This is a genomic window from Arthrobacter sp. BPSS-3 (assembly GCF_044628475.1).
Lineage (GTDB): Bacteria > Actinomycetota > Actinomycetes > Actinomycetales > Micrococcaceae > Arthrobacter.
The window spans coordinates 125,112-146,103 of the sequence record NZ_JBIMMV010000005.1 but is presented as its reverse complement, the minus strand read 5'-3'; the positions used below and the strand labels follow the sequence as shown (position 1 = coordinate 146,103).

20 protein-coding genes and 2 pseudogenes are annotated in these 20,992 nt (G+C 69.7%); 3 read left to right on the top strand and 19 right to left on the bottom strand.

Annotated features, from left to right (window positions below; genetic code table 11):
* Positions 1–18: 18 nt before the first annotated feature.
* The 3 genes from ACFVY3_RS09890 to ACFVY3_RS09880 all read right to left on the bottom strand — a co-directional run bounded on the left by ACFVY3_RS09890 (position 19) and on the right by ACFVY3_RS09880 (position 2,414).
* Positions 19–327, bottom strand: coding sequence for a hypothetical protein (locus ACFVY3_RS09890; protein WP_377971335.1), 309 nt, complete (start codon positions 325–327; stop codon positions 19–21).
* 117 nt (positions 328–444) lie between these two features.
* Positions 445–1,038, bottom strand: a complete 594-nt coding sequence (locus ACFVY3_RS09885) for a hypothetical protein (RefSeq protein WP_400159581.1) — start codon at positions 1,036–1,038, stop codon at positions 445–447.
* A gap of 26 nt (positions 1,039–1,064) precedes the next feature.
* A complete protein-coding gene (locus tag ACFVY3_RS09880) occupies positions 1,065–2,414 on the bottom strand; it encodes an MATE family efflux transporter (protein ID WP_400159580.1) in 1,350 nt (449 codons plus the stop codon).
* Positions 2,415–2,507: 93 nt separating this feature from the next.
* Between ACFVY3_RS09880 and ACFVY3_RS09875 the strand changes: the two genes are divergently transcribed.
* Positions 2,508–3,491 (top strand): acyl-CoA thioesterase, encoded by a 984-nt coding sequence (locus tag ACFVY3_RS09875; protein WP_400159579.1) that lies wholly within the window; start codon positions 2,508–2,510, stop codon positions 3,489–3,491.
* Here ACFVY3_RS09875 and dnaB read toward each other — a convergent pair.
* Positions 3,488–4,873, bottom strand: coding sequence for a replicative DNA helicase (dnaB, locus tag ACFVY3_RS09870; protein WP_290257154.1), 1,386 nt, complete (start codon positions 4,871–4,873; stop codon positions 3,488–3,490). The genes ACFVY3_RS09875 and dnaB overlap by 4 nt on opposite strands.
* Before the next feature lie 589 nt (positions 4,874–5,462).
* Between dnaB and ACFVY3_RS09865 the strand changes: the two genes are divergently transcribed.
* Positions 5,463–6,029: a hypothetical protein gene (locus ACFVY3_RS09865; RefSeq protein ID WP_377970974.1), complete on the top strand. Its 567-nt coding sequence runs from the start codon at positions 5,463–5,465 to the stop codon at positions 6,027–6,029.
* Positions 6,030–6,067: 38 nt separating this feature from the next.
* Here ACFVY3_RS09865 and ACFVY3_RS09860 read toward each other — a convergent pair whose 3' ends face one another.
* The 6 genes from ACFVY3_RS09860 to rpsF all read right to left on the bottom strand — a co-directional run bounded on the left by ACFVY3_RS09860 (position 6,068) and on the right by rpsF (position 9,582).
* A complete protein-coding gene (locus ACFVY3_RS09860; protein ID WP_364138146.1) occupies positions 6,068–6,694 on the bottom strand; it encodes an FMN reductase in 627 nt (208 codons plus the stop codon).
* A 111-nt stretch (positions 6,695–6,805) separates the two neighbouring features.
* Entirely contained in the window at positions 6,806–7,660 is an 855-nt protein-coding gene (locus ACFVY3_RS09855; RefSeq protein WP_290257150.1) for a PhzF family phenazine biosynthesis protein, read from the bottom strand.
* Between the two features lie 145 nt (positions 7,661–7,805).
* Positions 7,806–8,258 (bottom strand): 50S ribosomal protein L9, encoded by a 453-nt coding sequence (rplI, locus tag ACFVY3_RS09850; RefSeq protein ID WP_290257149.1) that lies wholly within the window; start codon positions 8,256–8,258, stop codon positions 7,806–7,808.
* Between the two features lie 17 nt (positions 8,259–8,275).
* Positions 8,276–8,515 (bottom strand): 30S ribosomal protein S18, encoded by a 240-nt coding sequence (rpsR, locus tag ACFVY3_RS09845; protein ID WP_003800144.1) that lies wholly within the window; start codon positions 8,513–8,515, stop codon positions 8,276–8,278.
* A 125-nt stretch (positions 8,516–8,640) separates the two neighbouring features.
* Positions 8,641–9,222: a single-stranded DNA-binding protein gene (locus ACFVY3_RS09840; RefSeq protein WP_290257144.1), complete on the bottom strand. Its 582-nt coding sequence runs from the start codon at positions 9,220–9,222 to the stop codon at positions 8,641–8,643.
* A 54-nt stretch (positions 9,223–9,276) separates the two neighbouring features.
* Positions 9,277–9,582: a 30S ribosomal protein S6 gene (rpsF, locus tag ACFVY3_RS09835; protein ID WP_290257143.1), complete on the bottom strand. Its 306-nt coding sequence runs from the start codon at positions 9,580–9,582 to the stop codon at positions 9,277–9,279.
* Positions 9,583–9,827: 245 nt separating this feature from the next.
* Between rpsF and ACFVY3_RS09830 the strand changes: the two genes are divergently transcribed.
* Positions 9,828–10,514 (top strand): DUF1345 domain-containing protein, encoded by a 687-nt coding sequence (locus ACFVY3_RS09830; RefSeq protein WP_364138142.1) that lies wholly within the window; start codon positions 9,828–9,830, stop codon positions 10,512–10,514.
* Here ACFVY3_RS09830 and ACFVY3_RS09825 read toward each other — a convergent pair.
* The 9 genes and pseudogenes from ACFVY3_RS09825 to ACFVY3_RS09785 form a co-directional block, all read right to left on the bottom strand.
* Positions 10,511–11,839: a M18 family aminopeptidase gene (locus tag ACFVY3_RS09825; protein WP_400159578.1), complete on the bottom strand. Its 1,329-nt coding sequence runs from the start codon at positions 11,837–11,839 to the stop codon at positions 10,511–10,513. The genes ACFVY3_RS09830 and ACFVY3_RS09825 overlap by 4 nt on opposite strands.
* A gap of 77 nt (positions 11,840–11,916) precedes the next feature.
* A complete protein-coding gene (locus ACFVY3_RS09820) occupies positions 11,917–13,347 on the bottom strand; it encodes an amino acid permease (protein ID WP_290257140.1) in 1,431 nt (476 codons plus the stop codon).
* Positions 13,348–13,656: 309 nt separating this feature from the next.
* The gene (locus ACFVY3_RS09815) at positions 13,657–14,559 is read right to left on the bottom strand and encodes an ABC transporter permease subunit (RefSeq protein WP_400159577.1); all 903 of its coding nucleotides are present in this window, start codon (positions 14,557–14,559) and stop codon (positions 13,657–13,659) included.
* A gap of 3 nt (positions 14,560–14,562) precedes the next feature.
* Entirely contained in the window at positions 14,563–15,507 is a 945-nt protein-coding gene (locus ACFVY3_RS09810; protein WP_400159576.1) for an ABC transporter ATP-binding protein, read from the bottom strand.
* A 138-nt stretch (positions 15,508–15,645) separates the two neighbouring features.
* The gene (locus ACFVY3_RS09805) at positions 15,646–17,148 is read right to left on the bottom strand and encodes a bifunctional phosphatase PAP2/diacylglycerol kinase family protein (protein WP_400159575.1); all 1,503 of its coding nucleotides are present in this window, start codon (positions 17,146–17,148) and stop codon (positions 15,646–15,648) included.
* A gap of 57 nt (positions 17,149–17,205) precedes the next feature.
* Positions 17,206–17,973: pseudogene (locus ACFVY3_RS09800) on the bottom strand (MFS transporter); the annotation flags it as partial.
* A 99-nt stretch (positions 17,974–18,072) separates the two neighbouring features.
* Positions 18,073–18,375 (bottom strand): annotated as a pseudogene (locus tag ACFVY3_RS09795) (MFS transporter); the annotation flags it as partial.
* Entirely contained in the window at positions 18,372–19,142 is a 771-nt protein-coding gene (locus tag ACFVY3_RS09790; protein ID WP_290257134.1) for a DeoR/GlpR family DNA-binding transcription regulator, read from the bottom strand. The pseudogene ACFVY3_RS09795 and the gene ACFVY3_RS09790, both read right to left, overlap by 4 nt.
* 56 nt (positions 19,143–19,198) lie before the next feature.
* A complete protein-coding gene (locus ACFVY3_RS09785; protein ID WP_290257133.1) occupies positions 19,199–20,938 on the bottom strand; it encodes an ABC-F family ATP-binding cassette domain-containing protein in 1,740 nt (579 codons plus the stop codon).
* Between the last annotated feature and the right edge of the window lie 54 nt (positions 20,939–20,992).

Sequence of the window (20,992 nt, the reverse complement as noted above, 5' to 3'; positions counted from 1 at the left end):
AGTGAGCTGGGGCCGAACCTAGTGGGCGGGGGTGCCGCCGTCGGACTCTTCCTGCTGCGGGGCCTGCTGGGGGGAGGACGCCGGGCGGCGGGAGCTGAGGTTCACGCCGGAGCCCTTGCCGAGGTGCTCGGCGTTCTCCTTGTAGCTCATGGAGAGCATCGCGGCGATCACCAGGGTGACGATGAAGGCGATGCCGGCGCCGGTGAAGGCCAGGTCAAAGCGGGGGGCCTTGGCGCTGCCGCCGGAGGCGAAGATGAGTACGGCGAAGAAGGCCAGCACCGCGAAGAAGGCGGAGAACATCAGCGGTCCCTTGACCGAAGTCCGCATCGTGCGGCGTTCTCCTGGGTTCTGCTGTGCCAAGGTGCTTTCCTCCTGCCGCCAGCGCCGTGGGGCGTGGCAGTCGCGATCGCGCAAATGTTCTACGCCGGGTAGAACCTGTCGTGTCTAGTTTACGGCCTCGGCGGAAACGCCCCGCGCATCGTGCCGCAGGGTCAGCCCGGCCAGCGTCCACAGCACGCCGCCGATAATGGCGCCCCCGCCGGCCACACCGAGGAGGGCGTGTGGGCCCAGGTCGATGAAGAACGGCAGCCCCACGGCCGTGCCGAGGCCGATGATGCCGGAGGTGATCCAGTCCCGGGCCAGCACCGACCGGCCGCGGGTGGCGATCCCCAGGATCAGCTCGGCCGCGCCGGCCAGTGCCAGGCCCAGGGCGCCGACGACGCCGAAGACCAGGTTGGAGGGCAGCAGCGCCACGGCGGCCCCGGTGCCGGCCAGGATGGCGCCGGCGGCGGCCAGGAGACGCGCGTGCGGACTGCCGGCGGCCAGGCCGGTCCGGCGGGCGCCCCAGAGCAGCACCACGCCGGTGGCCAGCAGGTAGAGTCCGGCGGTCCAGCCCATCGCCGGGACCGGCGGAGCCGCCCAGAAGACGGTGACGGCGCCGAAGACCAGGGCGACGGCGGCGCGCAGCAGGACCGGCTTCCAAAGGTCCGGGGCGGCGGTCGGGGCGGTCGAGGGGCTCGGGGTGGCGGGGAGAGTCACCCGTCCAGTTTAGGCGCTGGCGGGCCTCAGGCGTCGCCCAGCCGCATCCAGCGGTCCGTGCGGGCCCGGAGCCCCAGGGTCACGGCCCGGGCGCCGAGGTAGCCGAAGGAGAACGCGGCCCAGAGCCAGAGCAGCCCCTCTCCCCCGGCGATTCCGGAAAGCCGGACCACCAGCAGCAGCGGCAGGTACACCAGCAGATTGACGACGCCCGCCACCGCCAGGTACGTGGCGTCCCCGGCGCCGATCAGCACGCCGTCCAGGACGAACACGTAGCCGGCCAGCGGCTGGCCCGCGGCGAGGACCCACAGCGCCAGCGCCAGGGTGGAGCGCACGCCGTCGTCGGCGGTGAACAGCAGGCCCGCCCACGGGGCAGCCACCGCCAGCAGCACCCCCGTCAGCACGCCGAAGCCCAGGCCCCAGCGGACCATGGTCCGGGTCAGCTCCCGGGCCGCCGCCGGGTGTGAGGCGCCCAATTCCTTCCCGATCAGGGCCTGGGCGGCAATCGCCAGGGCGTCGAGGGCGAAGGCGAGGAAGGTGAAGACGGTCATCGCGAGCTGGTGGGCGGCCAGGTTCACGGCGCCTTGGGCGGTGGCCACGAGCACGGTGGCGAGGATCGCGACGCGCAGGCTGAGGGTGCGCAGCATCAGCCAAGACCCCACCTGCGTCAGGGCGCGGATGCCGAGCCAGTCCGGCCGCAGCGGGACCCCGTGCCGGCGGGCGGTGCGCTGCACCATCACCACATAGACCAGCGCCATGCCCCATTGGGCGATGCTGGTGCCGAGCGCCGACCCGGTGACGGACAGCCCCAGCCCGTAGACCAGGAACGCGTTGAGGCCGATGTTGACGGCGAACCCGGCGGTGGCCACCACGAGCGGCGTCCGGGTGTCCTGCAGCCCCCGGAGCACCCCGGTCCCGGCGAAGATCAGCAGCATGGCGACCAGGCCGGGCATCGACCAGCGAAGGTAGTCCACGGCGAAGGTGCGCACCTCGCCATGGGCCCCCATCAGGTCCAGCAGCGGCCCGGCGGCGAGGGCGCCGGCGGCGGCCAGGGCTGCGCCAAGGAGCAGCGCCAGCCAGAGTCCGTCGCGGCCGGACGCCAGGGCGCGGGCCAGGTCGCCGCGGCCGACGGCGCGGGCGACGGCGGGGGTGGTGGAGTACGCCAGGAACACCATCAGCCCGACGGCGGTGTGCAGGACGGCGGAGGCGAGACCGACGCCGGCCAGTTCCGCGACGCCGAGGTGGCCCACGATCGCGGAGTCGGCGAGCAGGAACAGCGGCTCGGCGATGAGCGCGCCGAAGGCCGGGACGGCCAGGCGCAGGATCTCCCGGCGCTGGTCCGGGCGGGCGATAGTGGTGGTGGTGGGTTGCGCGGGCACGGCTCCACCCTAGCCGTCCCGTGTGGCGCGGGTGCGCGCGAATGTGTCATTGCGCCTGTGTCCGCCCACGGCCGCGTCAGTACACTCGCAGGCATGGATGAGTCCCCCGACAATGCCGTCACCCTCCGCTTCCTGGCCGCGCCCACCGACGTCGGCCACAGCGGCTCCGTGGACGCCGGGACGGTCCTCGAATGGGTGGACAAAGCCGCCTATGCCGCGGCGGTCGGCTGGGCGAAGTCTTATTGCGTGACCGCCTACGTGGGCAACATCCACTTCGCGGACCCGGTCAACAGCGGGGACATGGTGGAGGTGGAGGCCACGATCGTCTACACCGGCCGGTCCTCCATGCACATCCGGACCGTGGTGTCCTCTGGCGATCCGAAGGGCGGCCCCGCCACCATGCGCAGCCAGTGCCTGGTGATTTTCGTAGCCGTGGGCGCGGACGGCAAACCCGTCCCGGTGCCGCAGTTCGAGCCCGCCACCCCGGCGGAGATCGAGGAGCGGGACCATTCGCTGGCGCGGATCAAGGTCCGCGAGGAGATCGTCGAGGCCATGAACCGGCAGGAATACACCGACGCCGGCACGGCCGAACGCGTCACGCTCCGCTTCATGGCCGCGCCCACGGACGTGAACTGGGGCGGCAAGGTGCACGGCGGCATCGTGATGAAGTGGATCGACGAGGCGGCCTACGTCTGCGCCTCCCGGTACTGCGGGATGGACACGGTGGCCGTGTTCTCCGGCGGGGTGCGGTTCTACCGTCCGCTGCTGATCGGTCACCTCGTGGAGGTCGAGGCGCGGCTGGTGTACACCGGCACCAAGGGCATGCACATCGCGGTGCACGTCCGCTCCGGGGACCCCAAGGGCCACGAACTGAACCTGACCACCTACTGCCTGACCGTGATGGTGGCCCGGGACGCGACGGGCACCTCGGTCCCGGTACGGCAGTGGGTGCCGGCCTCGGACGAGGACCGGCGGCTGCACGCCCACGCCCGGGAGCTGTTGGAGATCCGCGGCCGGGCCCCCGGGAACCGGCTGCCCAACCACCTGCTCCCCGACCGGCCGGCGGGTCCGGCCTAGAAGCCCCCGCCGCCGCCGGCGTCGCCGGCCATGTTGGCGAACCGGGAGTAGTGGCCCTGGAAGGCGACCACGATGTCCTTGGTGGGACCGTTACGGTGCTTGGCGATCAGGATGTCCGCCTCGCCGGCGCGGGGGGACTCTTTGTCGTAGACGTCTTCGCGGTGCAGCAGGATGACCATGTCGGCGTCCTGCTCGATGGAGCCGGATTCACGCAGGTCGGAGACCATCGGCCGCTTGTCCTGGCGCTGTTCCGAGCCACGGTTCAGCTGCGAGAGGGCGATCACCGGGACCTGGAGTTCCTTGGCCAGCAGCTTCAGGGCACGGGAGAACTCGGATACTTCCTGCTGGCGGGATTCGACCTTCTTGCCCGAGCTCATCAGCTGCAGGTAGTCGAGGATGACCAGCTTGAGGTCGTGCTGCTGCTTCAGGCGGCGGCACTTGGCGCGGATTTCCATCAGGGACATGTTGGGGCTGTCGTCGATGAACAGCGGGGCGTCATTCATCCGGCCCATCGTGGTGGCGATCTTGGACCACTGTTCGTCCTTGATGGTGCCCTTGCGCAGGTCCTGCAGGCCGATCGTGGCTTCCGCGGAGAGCAGGCGCATGGCAATCTCATTCCGGCCCATTTCCAGGGAGAACATGACGGTGGCGAGGTTGTTCTTGATCGCGGCCGAGCGGGCAAAGTCCAGCGCAAACGTGGACTTACCGACGGCGGGGCGCGCGGCGATGACGATCATCTGGCCCGGGTGCAGGCCGTGCGTCAGCTCATCGAGCTCGTAGAAGCCGGTGGGGACGCCCACCATGCCCTCGCCGCGGTGGCCTGAGGCCTCGATCTCGTCCACCGTGGATTCCATGACGTCCTTGAGGACCACGTAGTCCTCGGCGGTGCGGCGCTCGGCCACGGCGTAGACCTCGGCCTGGGCCTGGTTGACCAGGTCCTCCACCTCGCCGTCCTGGCCGTAGCCGAGCTGGACGATCTTGGTCCCGGCGTTCACCAGGCGGCGGAGCACGGCGCGTTCGGCCACGATCTCCGCGTAGTACCCGGCATTCGCGGCCGTGGGAACGGTCTGGATCAGCTCGTGCAGGTAGGCGGGCCCGCCGATGCGGTTGATTTCGCCGCGCTTGGTCAGTTCATCGGAGACGGTGACGGCGTCGGCGGGCTCGCCCCGGCCGTAGAGGTCGATGATGGCCTCATAGATGGTCTCGTGGGCCGGGCGGTAGAAGTCCTGGCCGCGCAGGATTTCGACGACGTCGGCGATGGCATCCTTGGAGAGCATCATGCCGCCCAGCACGGACTGCTCGGCCGGAATGTCCTGAGGCGGCTTGCGGCTGCCCTCTGCTCCCCGGGTTCCCTCGATCGAGTCCAGATGCGTAACTGACAAAACTGCCGCCCTTCGTTGTGTGCCGTGGGGCGCCGCCGCCGGCGGCTTCCGTCCCATGCGTCAGGTGTATCAGCGGGCACTGACAGGATGGCGGTGTGGGGCCCGGCTGCCGCTGGTCTCCCGCCACGCTATCCCCCCGGGGGCCTGGCTCCAAGCCGGTTGTCCACCGGGGCTGTGGATAAGGTGTGGAGCACCGCCCCCTGCTTGTGCACAGCCTGTGGGAAGTTCTGTGGAAAAGAATATTGTTTCGCTCATACATCGCCTCTGACCTGCGGAAACACTGCGTTCAGGCTGTGGACGCAAAAGAATTTTGGAAAACTTTCATCCACAGCCGCGACGGCTGTGCTGGGGAAACTGCAGCACATTCCGGCCGGAAAACTCCGCACATATGCCTATTCTGTGATGCATATCACCGATTCCGCGCCGCTCCGCCCGCGATCCCGGGTTCCGCCATACGGCGGGCGGAATATGCTGTGGATAACGGTCCGCGGCTGTCTACAAACCGCCGGCCCGTCCGGCCCCGACCGGCCTCCGGCCCGCACCCGCATCAAAACCCGCACCCGCACCCCCAAGGATTGGTCCAGAACGTATGGAAGCCCTACTCATCCCCCTTGCCATCCTGGTGCTCGCCGCCGTCGTCGTCATTCTCGTGGCGCGGGCGCTGGGCCGGCGGCGGAACGCCGGGGTGGATTCGGGCCCCACCGGCGCCCCGTCCTCTCCGGAGGCCGCCCGTGCCGCCGCGCAGGGCCTGGACCAGAACCAGCACCGCCGGGTCTACGCCCTCATTGCCCGCGGGCAGGCGGTGGCCGCCATCCAGGCCTACCGGGAGGCGACCGGGACGGGCCTGCGCGCCGCACGTGACGCCGTCGCGGCGCTGGCGGCCCATCCCCAGCCGTTCCGGGAGGCCGCCCCGGCGGACGCGCCGACCGAGGACTCCGAGGCGCCGCAGCACTTCCCCTACCGCTACCGTGCCATCGCCAGCAGGGGCGAGGTCACCCGGGAAGTCAGCAGCACCATGCTCAACGACGAGATCTACGGCCGGATCCGCCGCCAGGCCGCCGAAGGCGACGTCGAGGGCGCCGCGGCGGCGCTCTGCCGCCACTCGGATATCACCCTCGACGAGGCCCGGGAGTTCATCGCCCTCCTGGACGACTGACACCCGGCGCTGACACCCGGTCCGGGCGCCGCTGCTCCCTAGTGTCCGCCCGAGATGCCGGCCAGCAGCTGCTCGAAGGGCAGCGACGCCGCGGGTTCCTGCCGGCGGCCCGGCTGCGGACCCTGAAGCAGGGCCGCGAACTCCCCCGCGGCCCGTTCGATCCGTGACGAGAGGGGCGAGCCGCCGTCGCCCGCGGTCCCCCAGTCCTGGGGGCCGGCGAAGACGCCGGTGGCCGCCGTACGCGTCCGGAGGTAGCTGAAGAGTGGCCGCATGGCGTAGTCCAGCACCATCTGGTGCCGGTCCGTGCCGCCGGTGGCGCCCAGGAGCACCGCCTTGCCGTCGAGGGACTTGGGGTCCAGCACGTCGATGAAGGACTTGAACAGACCGCTGTAGGAGGCGCTGAAGACCGGGGTGACGGCAATCAGGCCCTCAGAGGCCTCGACGCCGGCGATCACTTCCGCCAGCCGCGGGCCGGCGTACCCGGTGACGAAGTTGTTGGCGATGTCCACGGCCAGGTCGCGCAGTTCCACCACGTCGACAGTGACGGCGTAGCCCTCGCGCTCCAGCCTGCCCTTGGCGGCGGCCGCCAGCTGGTCGGCCAGCAGGCGGCTGGAGGAGGGGACGCCGAGTCCGGCGGAGAGGACGGTAATGCGGCGGGTTTCCACGGTGCGCTCCTAAAATCGAGGTACATGCATTTGCATCTACCTATAGAAGCCGGTGCCGTGGCGCTTTATTCCCCTCCGCTTCCCATGCCTCCAATCGTTCAGAGGAGCCGTTCAGAGGAGGACGAATCCCTCGATGCAACTCACGGAGCTTCCGCCAACCCAGATATCGTCACCGGCAGCCTCGATGTGGACGCGCCCGGCACGGCCCAGCACCGTCCCCTGCGCCGCCAGGTAGGAGCTGGGCGCCCGGCCGGTTCCGATCAGCCACTGGGCCGCCCCGGCGTTGAAACTTCCCGTGACCGGGTCTTCAGCGGCCGCGTCTCCGGGGATAAAGGTGCGGACCTCGAAGCCCGGCTCCGATCCGTCCGGGTGGGGGCCGATCACACCGACCTTCAGCCCGGCCAGCGCGGCATAGTCGGGCCTGATGGCGAGCACCTGCTCCGCGGATTCCAGCAGGACACCGATCCATTCCGGCCCGTTGACCAGCCAGGACGCGTCCAGGAGTTCGTGCCGGGTCAACCGCAACCCGGCCGCGATGCGGCCCAGGTCCGCCTCCGCCACCGGCCCCGAGCGGGTCAGCGGTGGTGCCGCGAAGGCCAGGCGGCCGCCGTCGCGCCTCACGCGCACCAGACCGGCGGCGCATTCCTGCACCAGCTCCCCGTCCCGCCGGGGGATGCCGCCCGCCTCGAGCCAGGCATGGGCAGACCCCAGGGTCGGGTGGCCGGCGAAGGGAAACTCCTCGCTGCCGGTGAAGATCCGGACCCGGTAGTCGGCACGGGGATCCGTGGGCGGCAGCAGGAAGGTGGTCTCCGAGAGATTGGTCCAGTTGGCGAATCTCTGCATGGCCTGGGCGTCGAGGCCGTCTCCGTCGAGCACCACTGCCAGCGGATTCCCGCGGTAGGGTTCGGCGGAGAAAACGTCGACCTGGGCGAAGGGGCGAAGCCGGGGTGCAGGATTATCGGTCACCTGCCGCAGGCTATCACCGCCGCCGGTCCCGGGCGTGCGGCCCGGTCCTCTGCGGGGAGTTAACGCAGAAGGCCCCCGCTCCCGGTTCCCTGAGGGGATCCGGAGGCGGGGGCCTCCCCGTCGTGCAGTCAGTCAGTCGTAATGACTACTTCCCTGAAACGACGTCGAGTTCGATCACAGCGGAAACGTCGTCGTGGAGACGGACGTTGGCCTGGTAGGAACCGGTCGACTTGATGTGAGCCGGCAGTTCAACCTTGCGCTTGTCGATGCGGCCGAGGCCAGCGGCCTCAACGGCGTCGGCGACGTCGCCCTGCTTGACGGTGCCGAACAGGCGGCCGGTTTCGCCGGCCTTGACGACGAGCTTGACCGGCTTGGCCTGCAGAGCCGCAGCCTGCTTCTGAGCGTCTTCCAGGGAAGCGTGCTCGCGGGCGGCGCGGGCGGCCTTGATGGACTCAACCTGCTTCTCGCCACCCTTGGACCAGGTCAGGGCGAAGTTGCGGGGCAGCAGGTAGTTACGGGCGTAACCGTCCTTGACCTCGACAACGTCGCCAGCAGCACCGAGACCGGTGACTTCGTGGGTCAGAATGAGCTTTGCCATGTTAGTTAATCCCTTCCTTAGCCGCGGCCAGCGCCGGAGTAAGGCAGCAGAGCAACTTCGCGGGCGTTCTTGATTGCCTGTGCGATCTTGCGCTGTTCCTGGACCGTGACGCCGGTGACGCGACGGGCGCGGATCTTGCCGCGGTCGGAGATGAACTTGCGCAGCAATGCTACGTCCTTGTAGTCGATGACAGTGATGTCAGCGGCCTTCAAGGGGTTGGACTTTGGTTTGGGCTTACGGAGTTCAGCCTTAGCCATCGTGGAGCTCCTATTCGATGGAGCCCGTGGATATTGATCCACGGGATGGTGGTGATCCGCCGCCGTTCTCTCGCGGCCGCCCTGAGGCGGCCGTGCGGGTCCGGCGTCGGACCTTTATATGGTGTTTAGAAAGGAGGTTCGGAATCCGGGCCATTGCCCCAGCCGCCGGCATTGCTGACCCCGGGCGTTGCCCACGGATCATCCTGCGCAGCCTGCTGGCCGCCGCCCCAGTTTCCACCCGAGTTGCCGCCCTGGTTTCCACCAGAGTTGCCACCGAAACCGCCGCTATTGCCGCCGCCGAAGCCACCCTGGCCGCCGTTTCCGGCGCCACCCCCGCCGGAGCGCTGGGTGCGGTTGACCTTGGCGTTGGCGTAGCGCAGGCTGGGGCCGATCTCGTCGACTTCCAGTTCGATAACGGTGCGCTTCTCGCCTTCCTTGGTTTCGTAGGAACGGCTCTTCAAGCGGCCGGAAACGATCACGCGCATGCCCTTGGTCAGGGACTCGGCGACGTTTTCGGCTGCTTCACGCCAGACCGAAGCGCGGAGGAACAGGGTTTCCCCGTCCTTCCACTCGTTGGACTGGCGGTCGAACGTGCGGGGCGTAGAAGCGATGGTGAAGTTCGCTACTGCCGAACCTGACGGGGTGAACCTCAGTTCGGGGTCATTGGTGAGATTACCGATGACCGTAATAGTGGTCTCGCCTGCCATCTACTGCCTCCTTGTTCGTTCCTACGGGGTTAAAGATTGAGGGGTGGAGCTGAATTACTCAGCAACAACCTTCTGCTCTTCGGGGCGGATGATCTTGGTGCGCATGATGGTCTCGTTGAGACTCAGCTGGCGGTCAAGTTCCTTGGCGGTAGCCGGCTCAGCGGTGAAGTTCACCACGGCGTAGATACCTTCGGACTTCTTCTGGATTTCGTAAGCCAGTCGACGACGGCCCCAGATGTCAACCTTTTCGATGGTTCCACCATCGTTGGTGATGACATTCAGGAACTTCTGAAGCGACGGCTCAACGGTACGCTCTTCGACCTCGGGGTCGATGATTACCATCAATTCGTAAGGACGCATATGTGAACCCACCTCCTTTGGGCTAAGCGGTTACGGCATTTCCGTAACAGGAGGTTCATTTGCGGTGACTGCACGGCCGCGCACCCGGAACGGGGCGTGACGCAGCACAGACTTCAACAGCTTAGTGCATCCGGGGTGTTTTCGGCGACTCTGCACCCACCGTAATCCCGGGCAGGGCAACGGGAAAGCGGGCCGGCGGCGGTGTGGATAACTTCCGGCCAAGGTCCCTGTGCCATGATCTGCTCATGACCCCGGCCACCGCTCCGCAGTCCTCCGGCTTCCCTGTCCGCCGCAGCCGGCTCCGTTTCATCGTCATGCTCGCCGCCGGACTGGTGTCCGGCGTGGCCGCCGGCCTCGGCGGCCGGTGGGTTGAGGCTCCGGCGGTGGGCTGGAGCGTCGCGGCCTTCGTCTACGTCGCCTGGGTGTGGATCGTGATCGGGCGCCTGGATGCGGCGGGGACGCGGGCCCATGCCACCTCGGAGGACCCCTCGCACCGGGTGACGGACCTGATGATCCTCGCCGCCAATCTGGCGAGCCTCGCGGCGGTTGCCGCCGTCGTCATCGATTCGCACAGCGGCAGCGGCGGATTCCGGCTGGCCGGCGGGCTGCTGGCCCTGGCCTCCACGGCGCTGTCCTGGATGCTCGTGCAGACGCTCTTCACCCTGCGCTACGCCGCCCTGTACTTCAGCACCTCTGCCAGGGCGGGGGCCGCAGTGGGCGGCATCGACTTCAACCAGCCGGAGCCGCCCCAGTACACGGACTTCGCCTACCTCGCCACCAGCCTGGGCATGACCTACCAGGTCTCGGACACCGCGTTGAAGAACCACGCCATCCGGGCCGAGGCCCTCAAGCACAGCCTGCTCTCCTACCTCTTCGGCACCGTGATCCTCGCCGCCACCATCAACGTGGTGATCGGCCTCGCCAGTTCCTAGCCGGCCTGACCGGCGGGGGTGCGGAAGAAGGCGCCCGTAACCGTGGCCAGGCGGTGCGGGTCCTCGACGCCGCAAAGTTCACGCGCGGAGTGCATCGAGAGCAGCGGGACGCCGACGTCGACGGTGCGGATGCCCAGGCGGGTGGCGGTCAGCGGCCCGATCGTGGAGCCGCACGGCATCACGTTGTTGGAGACGAATTCCTGGTACGGGACGCCGGATTCGGCGCAGAGCCAAGCCCAGAGGGCCGCTCCGGTGGCGTCGGTGGCGTAGCGCTGGTTGGCGTTGATCTTCAGCAGCGGTCCGCCGTTGAGGACCGGCCGGTTGGCCGGATCGTGCCGTTCGGGGTAGTTCGGGTGCACGGCGTGGCCGGCGTCGGCGGAGACGCAGAAGGACGCGGCGAAGGCCTGCCGGCGCTGGCTTGCGGTGGCGCCGAGGCCGTCGGAGATGCGGACCAGGACGTCCTCGAGGACCGGGCCGCAGGCGCCGGAGCGGGAGGCGGAGCCGATCTCCTCGTGGTCGAAGGCGGCGAGGACGGCGATCGGTCCGTCCGCCGGGACGGGCCCCGCGGCGTGGGCGATCAGGGCGGTGAGGCCGGCGTGCGTGGCGGAGAGGTTGTCGAGGCGGCCGGAGGCGAAGAATTCGCCGCGGGCGCCGAAGACGGCGGGGGGCTGGGTGTCGGCGATGACGACGTCGTAGCCGCCGATCTTTGCGGGGTCCACCGTGGCGCCTTCGACCCGGTCCGCGAGGAGGGCCAGGAGGTCGGAATCTGCCGGGTCACCGAGGCCGTAAACCGGGTTCATGTGCTGCTGCTTGTCCAGGGCGAGACCGTCGTTGACGGCGCGGTCCAGGTGGATGGCGAGCTGGGGGAAGCGCAGCAGCGGTCCGGTGGCGGTGAGGTGTTCGGTGCCGTCGAGCATCACCAGGCGGCCGGCGAGCTGCAGTTCCCTGTCCAGCCAGGAGTTCAGCAGCGGGCCGCCGTAGACCTCGACGCCGGCCTGGAGCCAGCCGAACTTGCCGGTGCTGGGCTTGGGCTTGAGCTTGAAGGACGGCGAGTCGGTGTGGGCGCCGAGGATGTTGAAGCCAGTGACGGGGCCAGCCCCTTCCGGGACTACCCAGGCGATCAGGGCGCCGTCGCGCAGCATGTAGAACCGGCCGGTGCCGGCGTCGGATTCCGCGGCGGTGGGCCAGGGCTGCAGTTCGTCGAGGGCGGTGAACCCGGCCTCATCCAGGCGGCGGGCGGCCTCGTGGACGGCGTGGAAGCTCGACGGGGAGGCGCTGACGTACGCGCCGAGGTCCTGGATGTGCTCTGCTGCGGTGGAAGACATGGCTCCGAGTCTAACCGGAGCCCGTTCCTCCCCCGCCGGCCCGCGGAGACGTGGCGGCGGGGGGCGAACGGCGGGATTTACTTGGCCGGGCCGGTGACGGCGGGCTCGGCGTCGGTGACCTCGGCGGCGTTTCGGGCGGTGGCGTCACCCGCGGGGGCGTGGCCCCGGCCGCGGTAGCGGAAGAGCCCAATACCGACGACGACGGCGGCGAGGGCCAGCGAGAGCAGCAGCGATTCGCGGGTGCTGTCCAGGATCACCATCCCGATCAGCAGCGCCACGATGCTGATGATCGCGGCCCAGGTCAGGTACGGGAAGAGCCACATCTTCAGCTGCAGTTCGCTGGCGGCGGCGCCCATCCGGCGGCGCAGGATCAGCTGCGAGACGGCGATGACGAGCCAGACGAACAGGGCGATCGCGCCGGAGGTGTTGACCAGGAAGAGGAACACGGTGTCCGGGGCGATGTAGTTCAGGCCCACGGTGATGAAGCCGACCACGGTGGAGGCCAGCACGGCGCCGGCCGGGACGCCGCGCTTGGAGATCCGCATCCAGGACTTGGGGGCGTCACCGCGGCGGGAGAGGGAGAAGAGCATCCGGCTGGCGGTGTAGAGGCCGGAGTTGAGGCAGGACAGGACCGAGGTGAGCACCACGATGTCCATGATGGTGCCGGCGCCGGGGATGCCGAAGAGTTCGATCACTGCGACGTACGGGCTCTTGGCCACGGAGGCGCTGTTCCAGGGCAGCAGGGTCACGACGATGGCGATGGAGCCGATGTAGAAGACCAGGATGCGCCACACCGTGGACTTCACGGCCTTCTTGACGGCGTCGACGGGGTTCTCGGATTCGCCGGCGGCGATCGTCGCGATTTCGGCGCCGAAGAAGGAGAAGACGACCACCAGGATGCCGGCCAGGACGGCGCCCGGTCCGTTGGGCATGAAGCCGCCCTTGTTGACCAGGTTGTCCAGGCCCGGGGCGGGGACGCCGGGGATCAGGCCGAGGATGGCGGCGACGCCGAAGAGCAGGAAGAGGACGATCGCGGCGACCTTGATGGAGGCGAACCAGAATTCGAACTCACCGTAGGACTTCACCGAGCCGAGGTTGGTCAGGGTCAGCAGGATCATCAGGGCCAGGGCCCAGACCCACTGGTCGATGCCGGGCACCCAGCGGTGCATGATCGCGGCGCCGGCCGTGGCCTCGATGCCGAGGACGATGATCCAGAACCATGCGTAGAGCCAGCCGATGCTGAACCCGGCCCAGCGGCCCAGGGCCTTGTCAGCGTAGGTGGAGAAGGAACCGGTTTCCGGGTTCGCCGCGGCCATTTCGCCAAGCATCCGCATGACGAGGATGACGACGAGGCCGGCGGCCAGGTAGGCGACCAGGATGCCCGGGCCGGCCTGCTGGATGGCGGCGCCGGAGCCGACGAAGAGCCCGGCGCCGATGACGCCGGCGATGGCGATCATCGAGAGGTGCCGGGGTTTGAGGGACTTGGAGAGTTGCTGGTCAGCCTGCATGAAGCGCCGTCCTTTGTGGGTGGTCTAGGTCCGGGCCGCACGCCGGGCTCAGGGGCCGGGGGGCGTGTGCTGCGGACCACAAGGTCGTTTCACAGTAGACCGGCGGCGGAAGGCGGTGTCCTGTGCAATCCCACAGATTACGGTGCGTGATTTCGGGCGCGGTTCCAGCCCGGGGGCCCGGCGGTCAAAGCCTGTTGCCTCCCAGTCAATTTTGAAATGTGCCTGAAACCACTGCTTCAGGCTCTGCCTGGCCCCGCATCTGAGCTACCCGCGGGTACCCCTGGCGGGGCACCGGCGGGTAGCTCAGGTTTAGACGTCGCGCTTCTTCAGCAGGAAGCCAGCCAGGAACAGCGGGATGACCACCCAGGCGCCGAGCACCAGCGCGGCCTGCCACGCCTCGAGGGTGTCCGGGAAGTGCTGGGACGCGGTCATCGGGGTCAGGGTGCTGTCCGGGGTGTACTTGCGCAGTTCCTTGACCACGTCACCCTGGATGATCTGCAGGGCGATCGGCAGCACGAAGAACAATCCCACCAGGGCCATGATGCCACCGGCCGAGTTGCGCAGCAGGGCCCCCAGCGCCAGGCCGATGGCGGCGACGGCTGCCACGTAGGCGCTGTTGATCAGCAGGGTGCGCCAGTAGTGGTCACTGGAGACATCCAGGGTGTGGCCGTACTGCTCGAAGATCGGCACCGCCACGAGGCCGGAGATGTACAGCGACACCGCGGTGACAACAAACGCGGAGACCGCCACGACGATCAGCTTGGCCACGAAGGCCGGGATGCGGCGCGGTACGGCCGTGAACGTGGAGCGCGCCATGCCGGTGGTGAACTCCGAGCTGATGATCAGGACCGCCAGGGAACCGAGGATCAACTGGGCGAAGGAGATCCCGGCACCCGGGGCCGACGCCGCGATGTCACCCTGGGCGGCCAGTGCGGCGGAGCGCTGGGGATCGGCGCCGGAGGACTGGAGGGCCTGGCCGATGCCCCAGGACGCGAGGGCGCCGATGCCCACGATGACCGCGGCGGTGGCGACCAGCAGGATCACGGTCGAGAGCAGGGAGCGGAACTTGATGAATTCGGCGTTGAGGACCCGCGGGAAGCTGGGGCCGGGTCCGGTGCTGAGGCCGGCGGGGCGTCCGCTGCCGCCGGCAGCGTGGGCCGGGCCGCCCGGTTCGCGGCGGGAGGGCGTGGGGTCGATGGTGGTGGAGCTCATGGTTCAGTTGCCTCCGGCCTGGGCGGGGGCGGTGTCGCCCGTGGTGATCAGCGAGTGGTATTCGACCTCGTCCTTGGTCAGCTCCATGTAGGCCTCCTCGAGGCTGGCGCGGAGCGGGGTGAGTTCGTAGATCATGACGCCGTGCTCCAGCGCGGTCCGGGCGATCCGGCGCGGCTCCAGGCCGGTGACTTCGAGCAGTTCGTTCTCCTGGCCGTCCACGGTGGCGCCGTCGGCGGTAAGCAGGCGCGTCAGTTCGGCGGCCTGGTCGGTGCGGACCCGCACCCTGCCCCGGTCCTTGCCCGTGATGATGTCCTGGATCGGCGCGTCGGCAATGATCCGGCCGCGGCCGATCACGATCAGGTGGTCCGCGGTGACGGCCATTTCGCTCATCAGGTGGCTGGAGAGGAACACCGTGCGGCCCTCGGAGGCCAGGTATTTGACCAGGTTGCGGACCCAGACCACACCCTCGGGGTCCAGGCCGTTGACCGGCTCGTCCAAGATGACGGTGCGCGGGTCGCCAAGCAGGGCGGCGGCGATGCCGAGCCGCTGGCCCATGCCGAGGGAGAAGCCGCCCACCTTCTTGCGCGCCACCTCGCCGAGGCCGGTCATCTCGATGACCTCCCGGACCCGCTGCTTCGGGATGCCGTGGGTCGCGGCCATGGCGAGCAGGTGGTTGTAGGCGGACCGGCTGGTGTGGACGGCCTTGGCGTCGAGGAGGGCGCCGACGTCGCGCAGCGGCGCGGCGTGCCGGGCGTACGGGACGCCGTCGACGGTCACGGTGCCCGACGTCGGTCGGTCCAGTCCCATGATCATCCTCATGGTGGTCGACTTCCCGGCCCCGTTGGGGCCCAGGAAGCCGGTGACCCGTCCCGGCTGGACGGTGAAATCAACTCCGGCGACGGCGGTCTTGTCGCCGTAGACCTTCGTCAGGCCTCTGGCCTCGATCATGGAAGCGGTCCTTTGCGTAGCGGTGGCTGTGTGGTCCCCACGCTACCCATGCCTTCCGCCAACCGGACCGGTTTGGCAACGGTTTAAGGGATGTTTCAGGGTCGACTCAGGGTCCCGGCACGGGTGCCGGGACCCCCGTCAGTCCTGGTCCCGCGGCGTGTAATAGACCAGGCCGCCGGCCTGGACCGAGAACTCCACGGCCCGGACCCCGGGCATGACCTCCCCGTCGACGGCCAGCACCATGGTGGGTCCGGCGGGTTCCACCCGGATCCGCGTGGCCTCGCGCAGGTGCGTGATGCCGGAGGTCGCGACCGTCCCGGTCAGCACCGCCCAGAGCAGGCGGAGCCGGGCAAAGGACTCGTCCGCGGTGATCATCCGGAGGTCCAGGACGCCGTCGTCGAGCACCGGGCGGACCAGCGGGGCGTGATCGCGCGGGTAGTAGCGGCCGCGGCCCACATAGAGGATCCAGAGCTTGTGCCGCACCCCGTCCACCACCAGGGTGCTGGGCGTTCCGGCGGCGAAGGTCCGGAACATCGCCACGACGCCGGCCAGCGGCTTGCCGAGGGCGGGCTGGAGCTGTTCGCGGCGCCGGACCAGGTTGGGATAGAGCCCGATGCTGGCGGTGTTGAGCATGGTCAGGTGCTGCCGGACCGGGTCGTCCGGGAGGCCGCGTTCCACCGCGACGTGGCCGATGTCGGCGCGGGCGGCCTCGCCCCGGGTCGCGGCGTCGACGGCGGCCTGCAGGGTAGGGGTGCCGGCGTCGCGGGCGAAGTGGTTCAGGGTGCCGCCGGGCAGGACCAGCAGCGGCAGGGAGTGTTCGACGGCGGCGGCCGCGGCGGTGCCGACCGTGCCGTCCCCGCCCCAGACGCCGAGGGCCTTGATACCCTCCCGCCGGGCCACCGCCTGAATTTCGGCGTCGACGTCCTCGCCGGCCTGGATTTCCTTGATATACGCCTTGGGGAATACTTCCTGGAGGGCGGCGGCGGTCTGGTCGGCGTAGGAGCCTCCGAGGGTGTTCACGGCGATGCCGAGCCCCTCGCCGTCGGGCAGCCGGTTGGCCTCGACGGGGGTGCGGCGGACGGCGGGAAACGGCGGCCGGACCGGCCACCAGCGCCTGGTCACGAGGGCCGCCCCGGCGCCGATCGCGGAGCCGAAGAAGACGTCCGAGGGCCAGTGCGCCCCGGTGTGCACCCGCGAATAGGCCACTCCGGCGGTGACCGGCGCCAGGGCGGCGCCCAGGGCCGGCCGGACCAGGCCCACCCCCACGGCGAAGGCCACGGCGGAGGCCGAATGCCCCGACGGCATGGAGGAGCTGGTGGGCTGCGGATTCACGAACCGGAAGGTCGGCAGGTGTTCGGGCAGGGGCCGCTGGCGGGGCAGCAGCGACTTGAAGACCACGTTCGTCACCGCGGACGCCACGCCCTGGGCCAGCAGTCCGTGCAGGGCGGCCCGGCGGGTCTTGCCGGGAACCAGGGCCAGTCCGGCGGCGATCCCGATCCAGAGCTTGCCGTGGTTGGCGGCGGCGGAGAGGTTCCGGAAGAAGTCGTCGTGGCTGCCGTGGGGGAGCCGCGAGACCTTCCGCACCAGCCGGCGGTCCAGCTTCTCAAAGTGGCGCGGGGTTTTGGCCAGCATGCTTCGCATCTGCCCACCTTACTGCCGGCCCGCCGGCGGCGTGCCCTACCCGGCGCGGAGCGGCTTCGCGGCGCCCGCCAGCAGCAGCGCCAGCAGGATGGGCGCCCCGATGGCCAGCAGGGCCAGCCTGATGCCGGTCAGGTCGCCCAGGTAGCCGAGCAGCGGAGGCCCGGCGAGGAAGGCGACGTAGCCCAGCGTGGACACCACGGAGACCCGGACGGCGGCGCGGCGCGGGTCGTCCGCCGCGGCGGACATCCCCATCGGGAAGGCCAGGGCGGCCCCCACGCCCCAGAGTGCCGCGCCCCCGGCCGCCACCCAGAGGTTGCCGGCGAAGACGAACAGGGCAAGTCCCGCGGCCGCGGCGCCCATGCTGGCGCGCAGCACCGGCACCCGGCCGTAGCCGTCGATCAGCCGGCCGCCGAACAGGCGCATGGCGGTCATGGCGAGGACGAAGACGGCAAACAGCAGCGCCCCCGTCGATTGCGGGGCGCCCAGGCCGTCGACGGCCGCCTTGGCGATCCAGTCGTTGCCGGCGCCCTCGGTCAGGGTGGCACCGAGGACGACGACGCCGATCAGCACCGTGCGGCCCTCCCGCCAGGCCGAGCCGGCGCGGGGTGCCCCGGCGTCGGCGTCGTGCGATCCGTCCGCTTCCGCCGCGTGCGGGAGGAAGTAGCGGGGCGCCGTCAGCGCCGCGACGACCACGACGGCGGCGATGACCAGCAGGTGGATGGGCAGGCCGATGCCCAGCTGGGAGAGCCCGGCGCCGATCAGTGCACCCACGAACGCCCCGCCGCTGAACGCGGCGTGGAACTGCGGCATGATGGTGCGGCCCAGTTGGTGTTCGACGTCGGCGCCCTCGATGTTCTGCGAGACGTCCCAGAGCCCGATCCCGATCCCGAAGAAGAACAGCGAGACGGCGGTCCCGGGGATCGAGCCGGCGTTCAGGGAGATGGCGATGCCGGCACCGGCGACGGCCGCGAGCAGCCCGGCGGCCCGGATGGTGTTGGCCGTGCCCAGCCGGTTGACCACCCAGCCGGCGGTCGGCAGGGCGATCAGCGACCCGACGGCCACGCAGAGCAGCAGCGTTCCCATCTGGCCCGAGGTGATGCCCAGGATGTCGGTGACCGCGGGGATCCGGGCGGCCCAGCTGGCGAAGACCAGCCCGTTGATGCCGAAGACCAGGAAGGTGGCCGTGGCCGCCGCCCTGAGGGGTTGGCGGGTCTGAAGCTTGCTCATACGGTTACCACTTCCACACAGTGACGGGCGAGTTCGGCGCGGTCCGCCGGGGTCAGGTCTTTGTCGGTCACCAGGACGTCCACGGCGTCCAGGGCGGCCACCAGCGCTACGGCGCCGGCGTCCCATTTGGCCGCCGAGCAGGCGGCGATCACGCGACCGGCCGACTCAAGTCCGGCGCGTTTGACGGCGGCGTCCTCCAGGTCGTGGGCCAGCAGGCCGTCGCGCAGGCTTACCGCGCAGGGGGTGACGACGGCGGTGTCGAACCGGAGGGCCCGGACGGTGGACTCGGTCAGCGGGCCGCGGAAGGAGAGTTCCCCGGGGCTCAGGCTGCCGCCGGGCAGCAGCAGCGCCGCCCGCCGGCCGGCCGTGGCGCCGCCGGCGAGGGCGTTGACGGCGGGCAGGGACATGGGCATGACGGTCAGTTCACGGTGTTGCAGCTGCCGGGCCACCTCGGTGGCGGTGGTGCCGCTGTCCAGCCAGACGTGGGTCCGGTCCCGGAGGAGTCCGGCGACGCCGGCGGCGATGCGGGCCTTGGCGTCCTGGTCCTCGAGTTCGCGCTGGCCGTACTCGGGGTGCTCGCCGCCCGCGACGAGGCTCTGCGCCCCGCCGTGGACCCGGCGGAGCACGCCGTTGAGGGCCAGGACGTCCAGGTCGCGCCGGATGGTGGCGCCGGAGGCGCCGCACTCGGCGACCAGTTCCTCCACGCTCACGCGGTCGCGGCCGCGCAGCAGTTCGCCGATGCGGCGGTGCCGCTGCTCAGTGTTCATGAGCAAACAGTAGCGTTAAATGATCAAATGATCACGCGCAACGCTCATGTGCACATTCATCGAACCCGGTCCACGCGCTTTTCGTCCCAGACCGGCTCCGCGGATTCGTAGACCTTGCCGTCGGAGCCGAAGACCAGGAAACGGTCGAAGGTCCGCGCGAACCAGCGGTCGTGGGTGACGGCCAGGACGGTGCCCTCGAAGTGGCCGATGGCGCGTTCCAACGCCTCGGCCGAGTGCAGGTCCAGGTTGTCGGTGGGTTCATCGAGCAACAACAGGGTGGCGCCGGAGAGCTGCAGCAGCAGAATCTGGAACCGGGCCTGCTGGCCGCCGGAGAGGGACTCGTACTTCTGCTCGGACTGGCCCGCCAGGCCGTAGCCGTCAAGCGCGCCGGCGGCGGCCTCGCGGGCCAGGCCGGAGCGGTGTTCGTCGCCGCGGTGCAGGATCTCCAGCAGGGTCTTACCCAGGAGGTCCGGGCGGACGTGGGTCTGGGCGAAGAAGCCGGGCCGGATCCGGGCGCCGAGCTTCACCGTGCCCTCGTGCGGGACCTCGGCGATCTCGACAAGCGGCTGCGGCGAGGGCCCCTCCCCGAGCTTGCGAGGGGTGGGAGCCGCAGGCAGCGCGGAGACGGGCAGGTGTTCGCGTTCCGGGTCGGTGCCGCCGGTCGCCAGCAGACGCAGGAAGTGGCTCTTGCCGGAGCCGTTGGAGCCGAGCACGCCCACCCGGTCACCGAACCAGATCTCGGTGGAGAACGGCTTCATCAGCCCGGTGAGCTCCAGCTTTTCGGCCACGACGGCGCGCTTGGCGGTCCGGCCGCCCTTGAGCCGCATCTGCACGTTCTGCTCGATCGGCAGGGCCTCGGGCGGGCCGGCCTCGAGGAACTTCGCCAGCCGGGTCTGCGCGGCGTGGTACCGGTTGGCCATGTCGGAGCGGAACGCGGCCTTGTTCTTGTACATGTTGACGAGTTCCTTGAGCTTCACGTGCTCCTCGTCCCAGCGCTTGCGGAGCTCCTCGAAGCGGGCGTTGCGGTCCGCGCGGGCCTCTACGTAGGAGCCGAAGCCGCCGCCGTGGACCCAGGCGCCGGCGCCGTTGATGCCCGGTTCCAGGGTGACGATGCGGCCGGCGGCGTTGTTCAGCAGCTCGCGGTCGTGGCTGATGAAGAACACGGTCTTCTTCGACTCGTTGAGCTTCGCCTCGAGCCAGCGCTTGCCGGGGACGTCCAGGTAGTTGTCCGGTTCGTCCAGCAGCAGCAGTTCGTCCGGGCCGGCGAAGAGGGCCTCGAGGACCAGGCGCTTCTGTTCGCCGCCGGAGAGGCTTGAGGCGGGCCGGTGCTGGGCGCGGTCGAAGGGCAGGCCCAGCGCGGCCATGCAGACCTCGTCCCAGACGGTTTCGACGTCGTATCCGCCGGCGTCGCCCCAGTCCACGATCGCCTGGGCGTACTTCATCTGGGTCGGCTCGTCGTCATGTTCGATCATGGCCAGTTCGGCCTCGTCGACGGCGCGCGCGGCCGCGGCCAGCGCGGGCGGCGCGGCGGAGACCAGCAGGTCCCGGACCGTGGAGTCGTCGCGGACCTGGCCGACGAATTGCCGCATGATGCCCATGTTGCCGGAGCGGCCGATCACGCCCTCGTCCGGCGTGAGGTCACCGGCGATGATGCGGAAGAGCGTGGTCTTGCCGGTTCCGTTGGGTCCAATCAGCGCCGTCTTGGTGCCGTCGGGGACCTTGAAGGTCACGCCGTTGAGCAGCTGGGTGCCATCGGAGAGGAAGTAGTCGATGCCGGAAACGTCAATATGGGCCACGCTTCCATCCTCGCACGGAGCCCCGCGGTCACGGCCGCGGGGCTCCGGGGTGCC

Coding starts and splice junctions, on each gene's coding strand:
- ACFVY3_RS09830 (WP_364138142.1), top strand. CDS start 9,828: ATGACCCCGGCCACCGCTCCGCAGTCCTCCGGCTTCCCTGTCCGCCGC.
- ACFVY3_RS09815 (WP_400159577.1), bottom strand. CDS start 14,559: ATGAGCTCCACCACCATCGACCCCACGCCCTCCCGCCGCGAACCGGGC.
- ACFVY3_RS09805 (WP_400159575.1), bottom strand. CDS start 17,148: ATGCGAAGCATGCTGGCCAAAACCCCGCGCCACTTTGAGAAGCTGGAC.
- rplI (WP_290257149.1), bottom strand. CDS start 8,258: ATGGCAAAGCTCATTCTGACCCACGAAGTCACCGGTCTCGGTGCTGCT.
- ACFVY3_RS09820 (WP_290257140.1), bottom strand. CDS start 13,347: ATGCAGGCTGACCAGCAACTCTCCAAGTCCCTCAAACCCCGGCACCTC.
- ACFVY3_RS09875 (WP_400159579.1), top strand. CDS start 2,508: ATGGATGAGTCCCCCGACAATGCCGTCACCCTCCGCTTCCTGGCCGCG.
- ACFVY3_RS09865 (WP_377970974.1), top strand. CDS start 5,463: ATGGAAGCCCTACTCATCCCCCTTGCCATCCTGGTGCTCGCCGCCGTC.
- rpsF (WP_290257143.1), bottom strand. CDS start 9,582: ATGCGTCCTTACGAATTGATGGTAATCATCGACCCCGAGGTCGAAGAG.
- ACFVY3_RS09840 (WP_290257144.1), bottom strand. CDS start 9,222: ATGGCAGGCGAGACCACTATTACGGTCATCGGTAATCTCACCAATGAC.
- ACFVY3_RS09825 (WP_400159578.1), bottom strand. CDS start 11,839: ATGTCTTCCACCGCAGCAGAGCACATCCAGGACCTCGGCGCGTACGTC.
- ACFVY3_RS09810 (WP_400159576.1), bottom strand. CDS start 15,507: ATGATCGAGGCCAGAGGCCTGACGAAGGTCTACGGCGACAAGACCGCC.
- ACFVY3_RS09790 (WP_290257134.1), bottom strand. CDS start 19,142: ATGAACACTGAGCAGCGGCACCGCCGCATCGGCGAACTGCTGCGCGGC.
- ACFVY3_RS09890 (WP_377971335.1), bottom strand. CDS start 327: ATGCGGACTTCGGTCAAGGGACCGCTGATGTTCTCCGCCTTCTTCGCG.
- rpsR (WP_003800144.1), bottom strand. CDS start 8,515: ATGGCTAAGGCTGAACTCCGTAAGCCCAAACCAAAGTCCAACCCCTTG.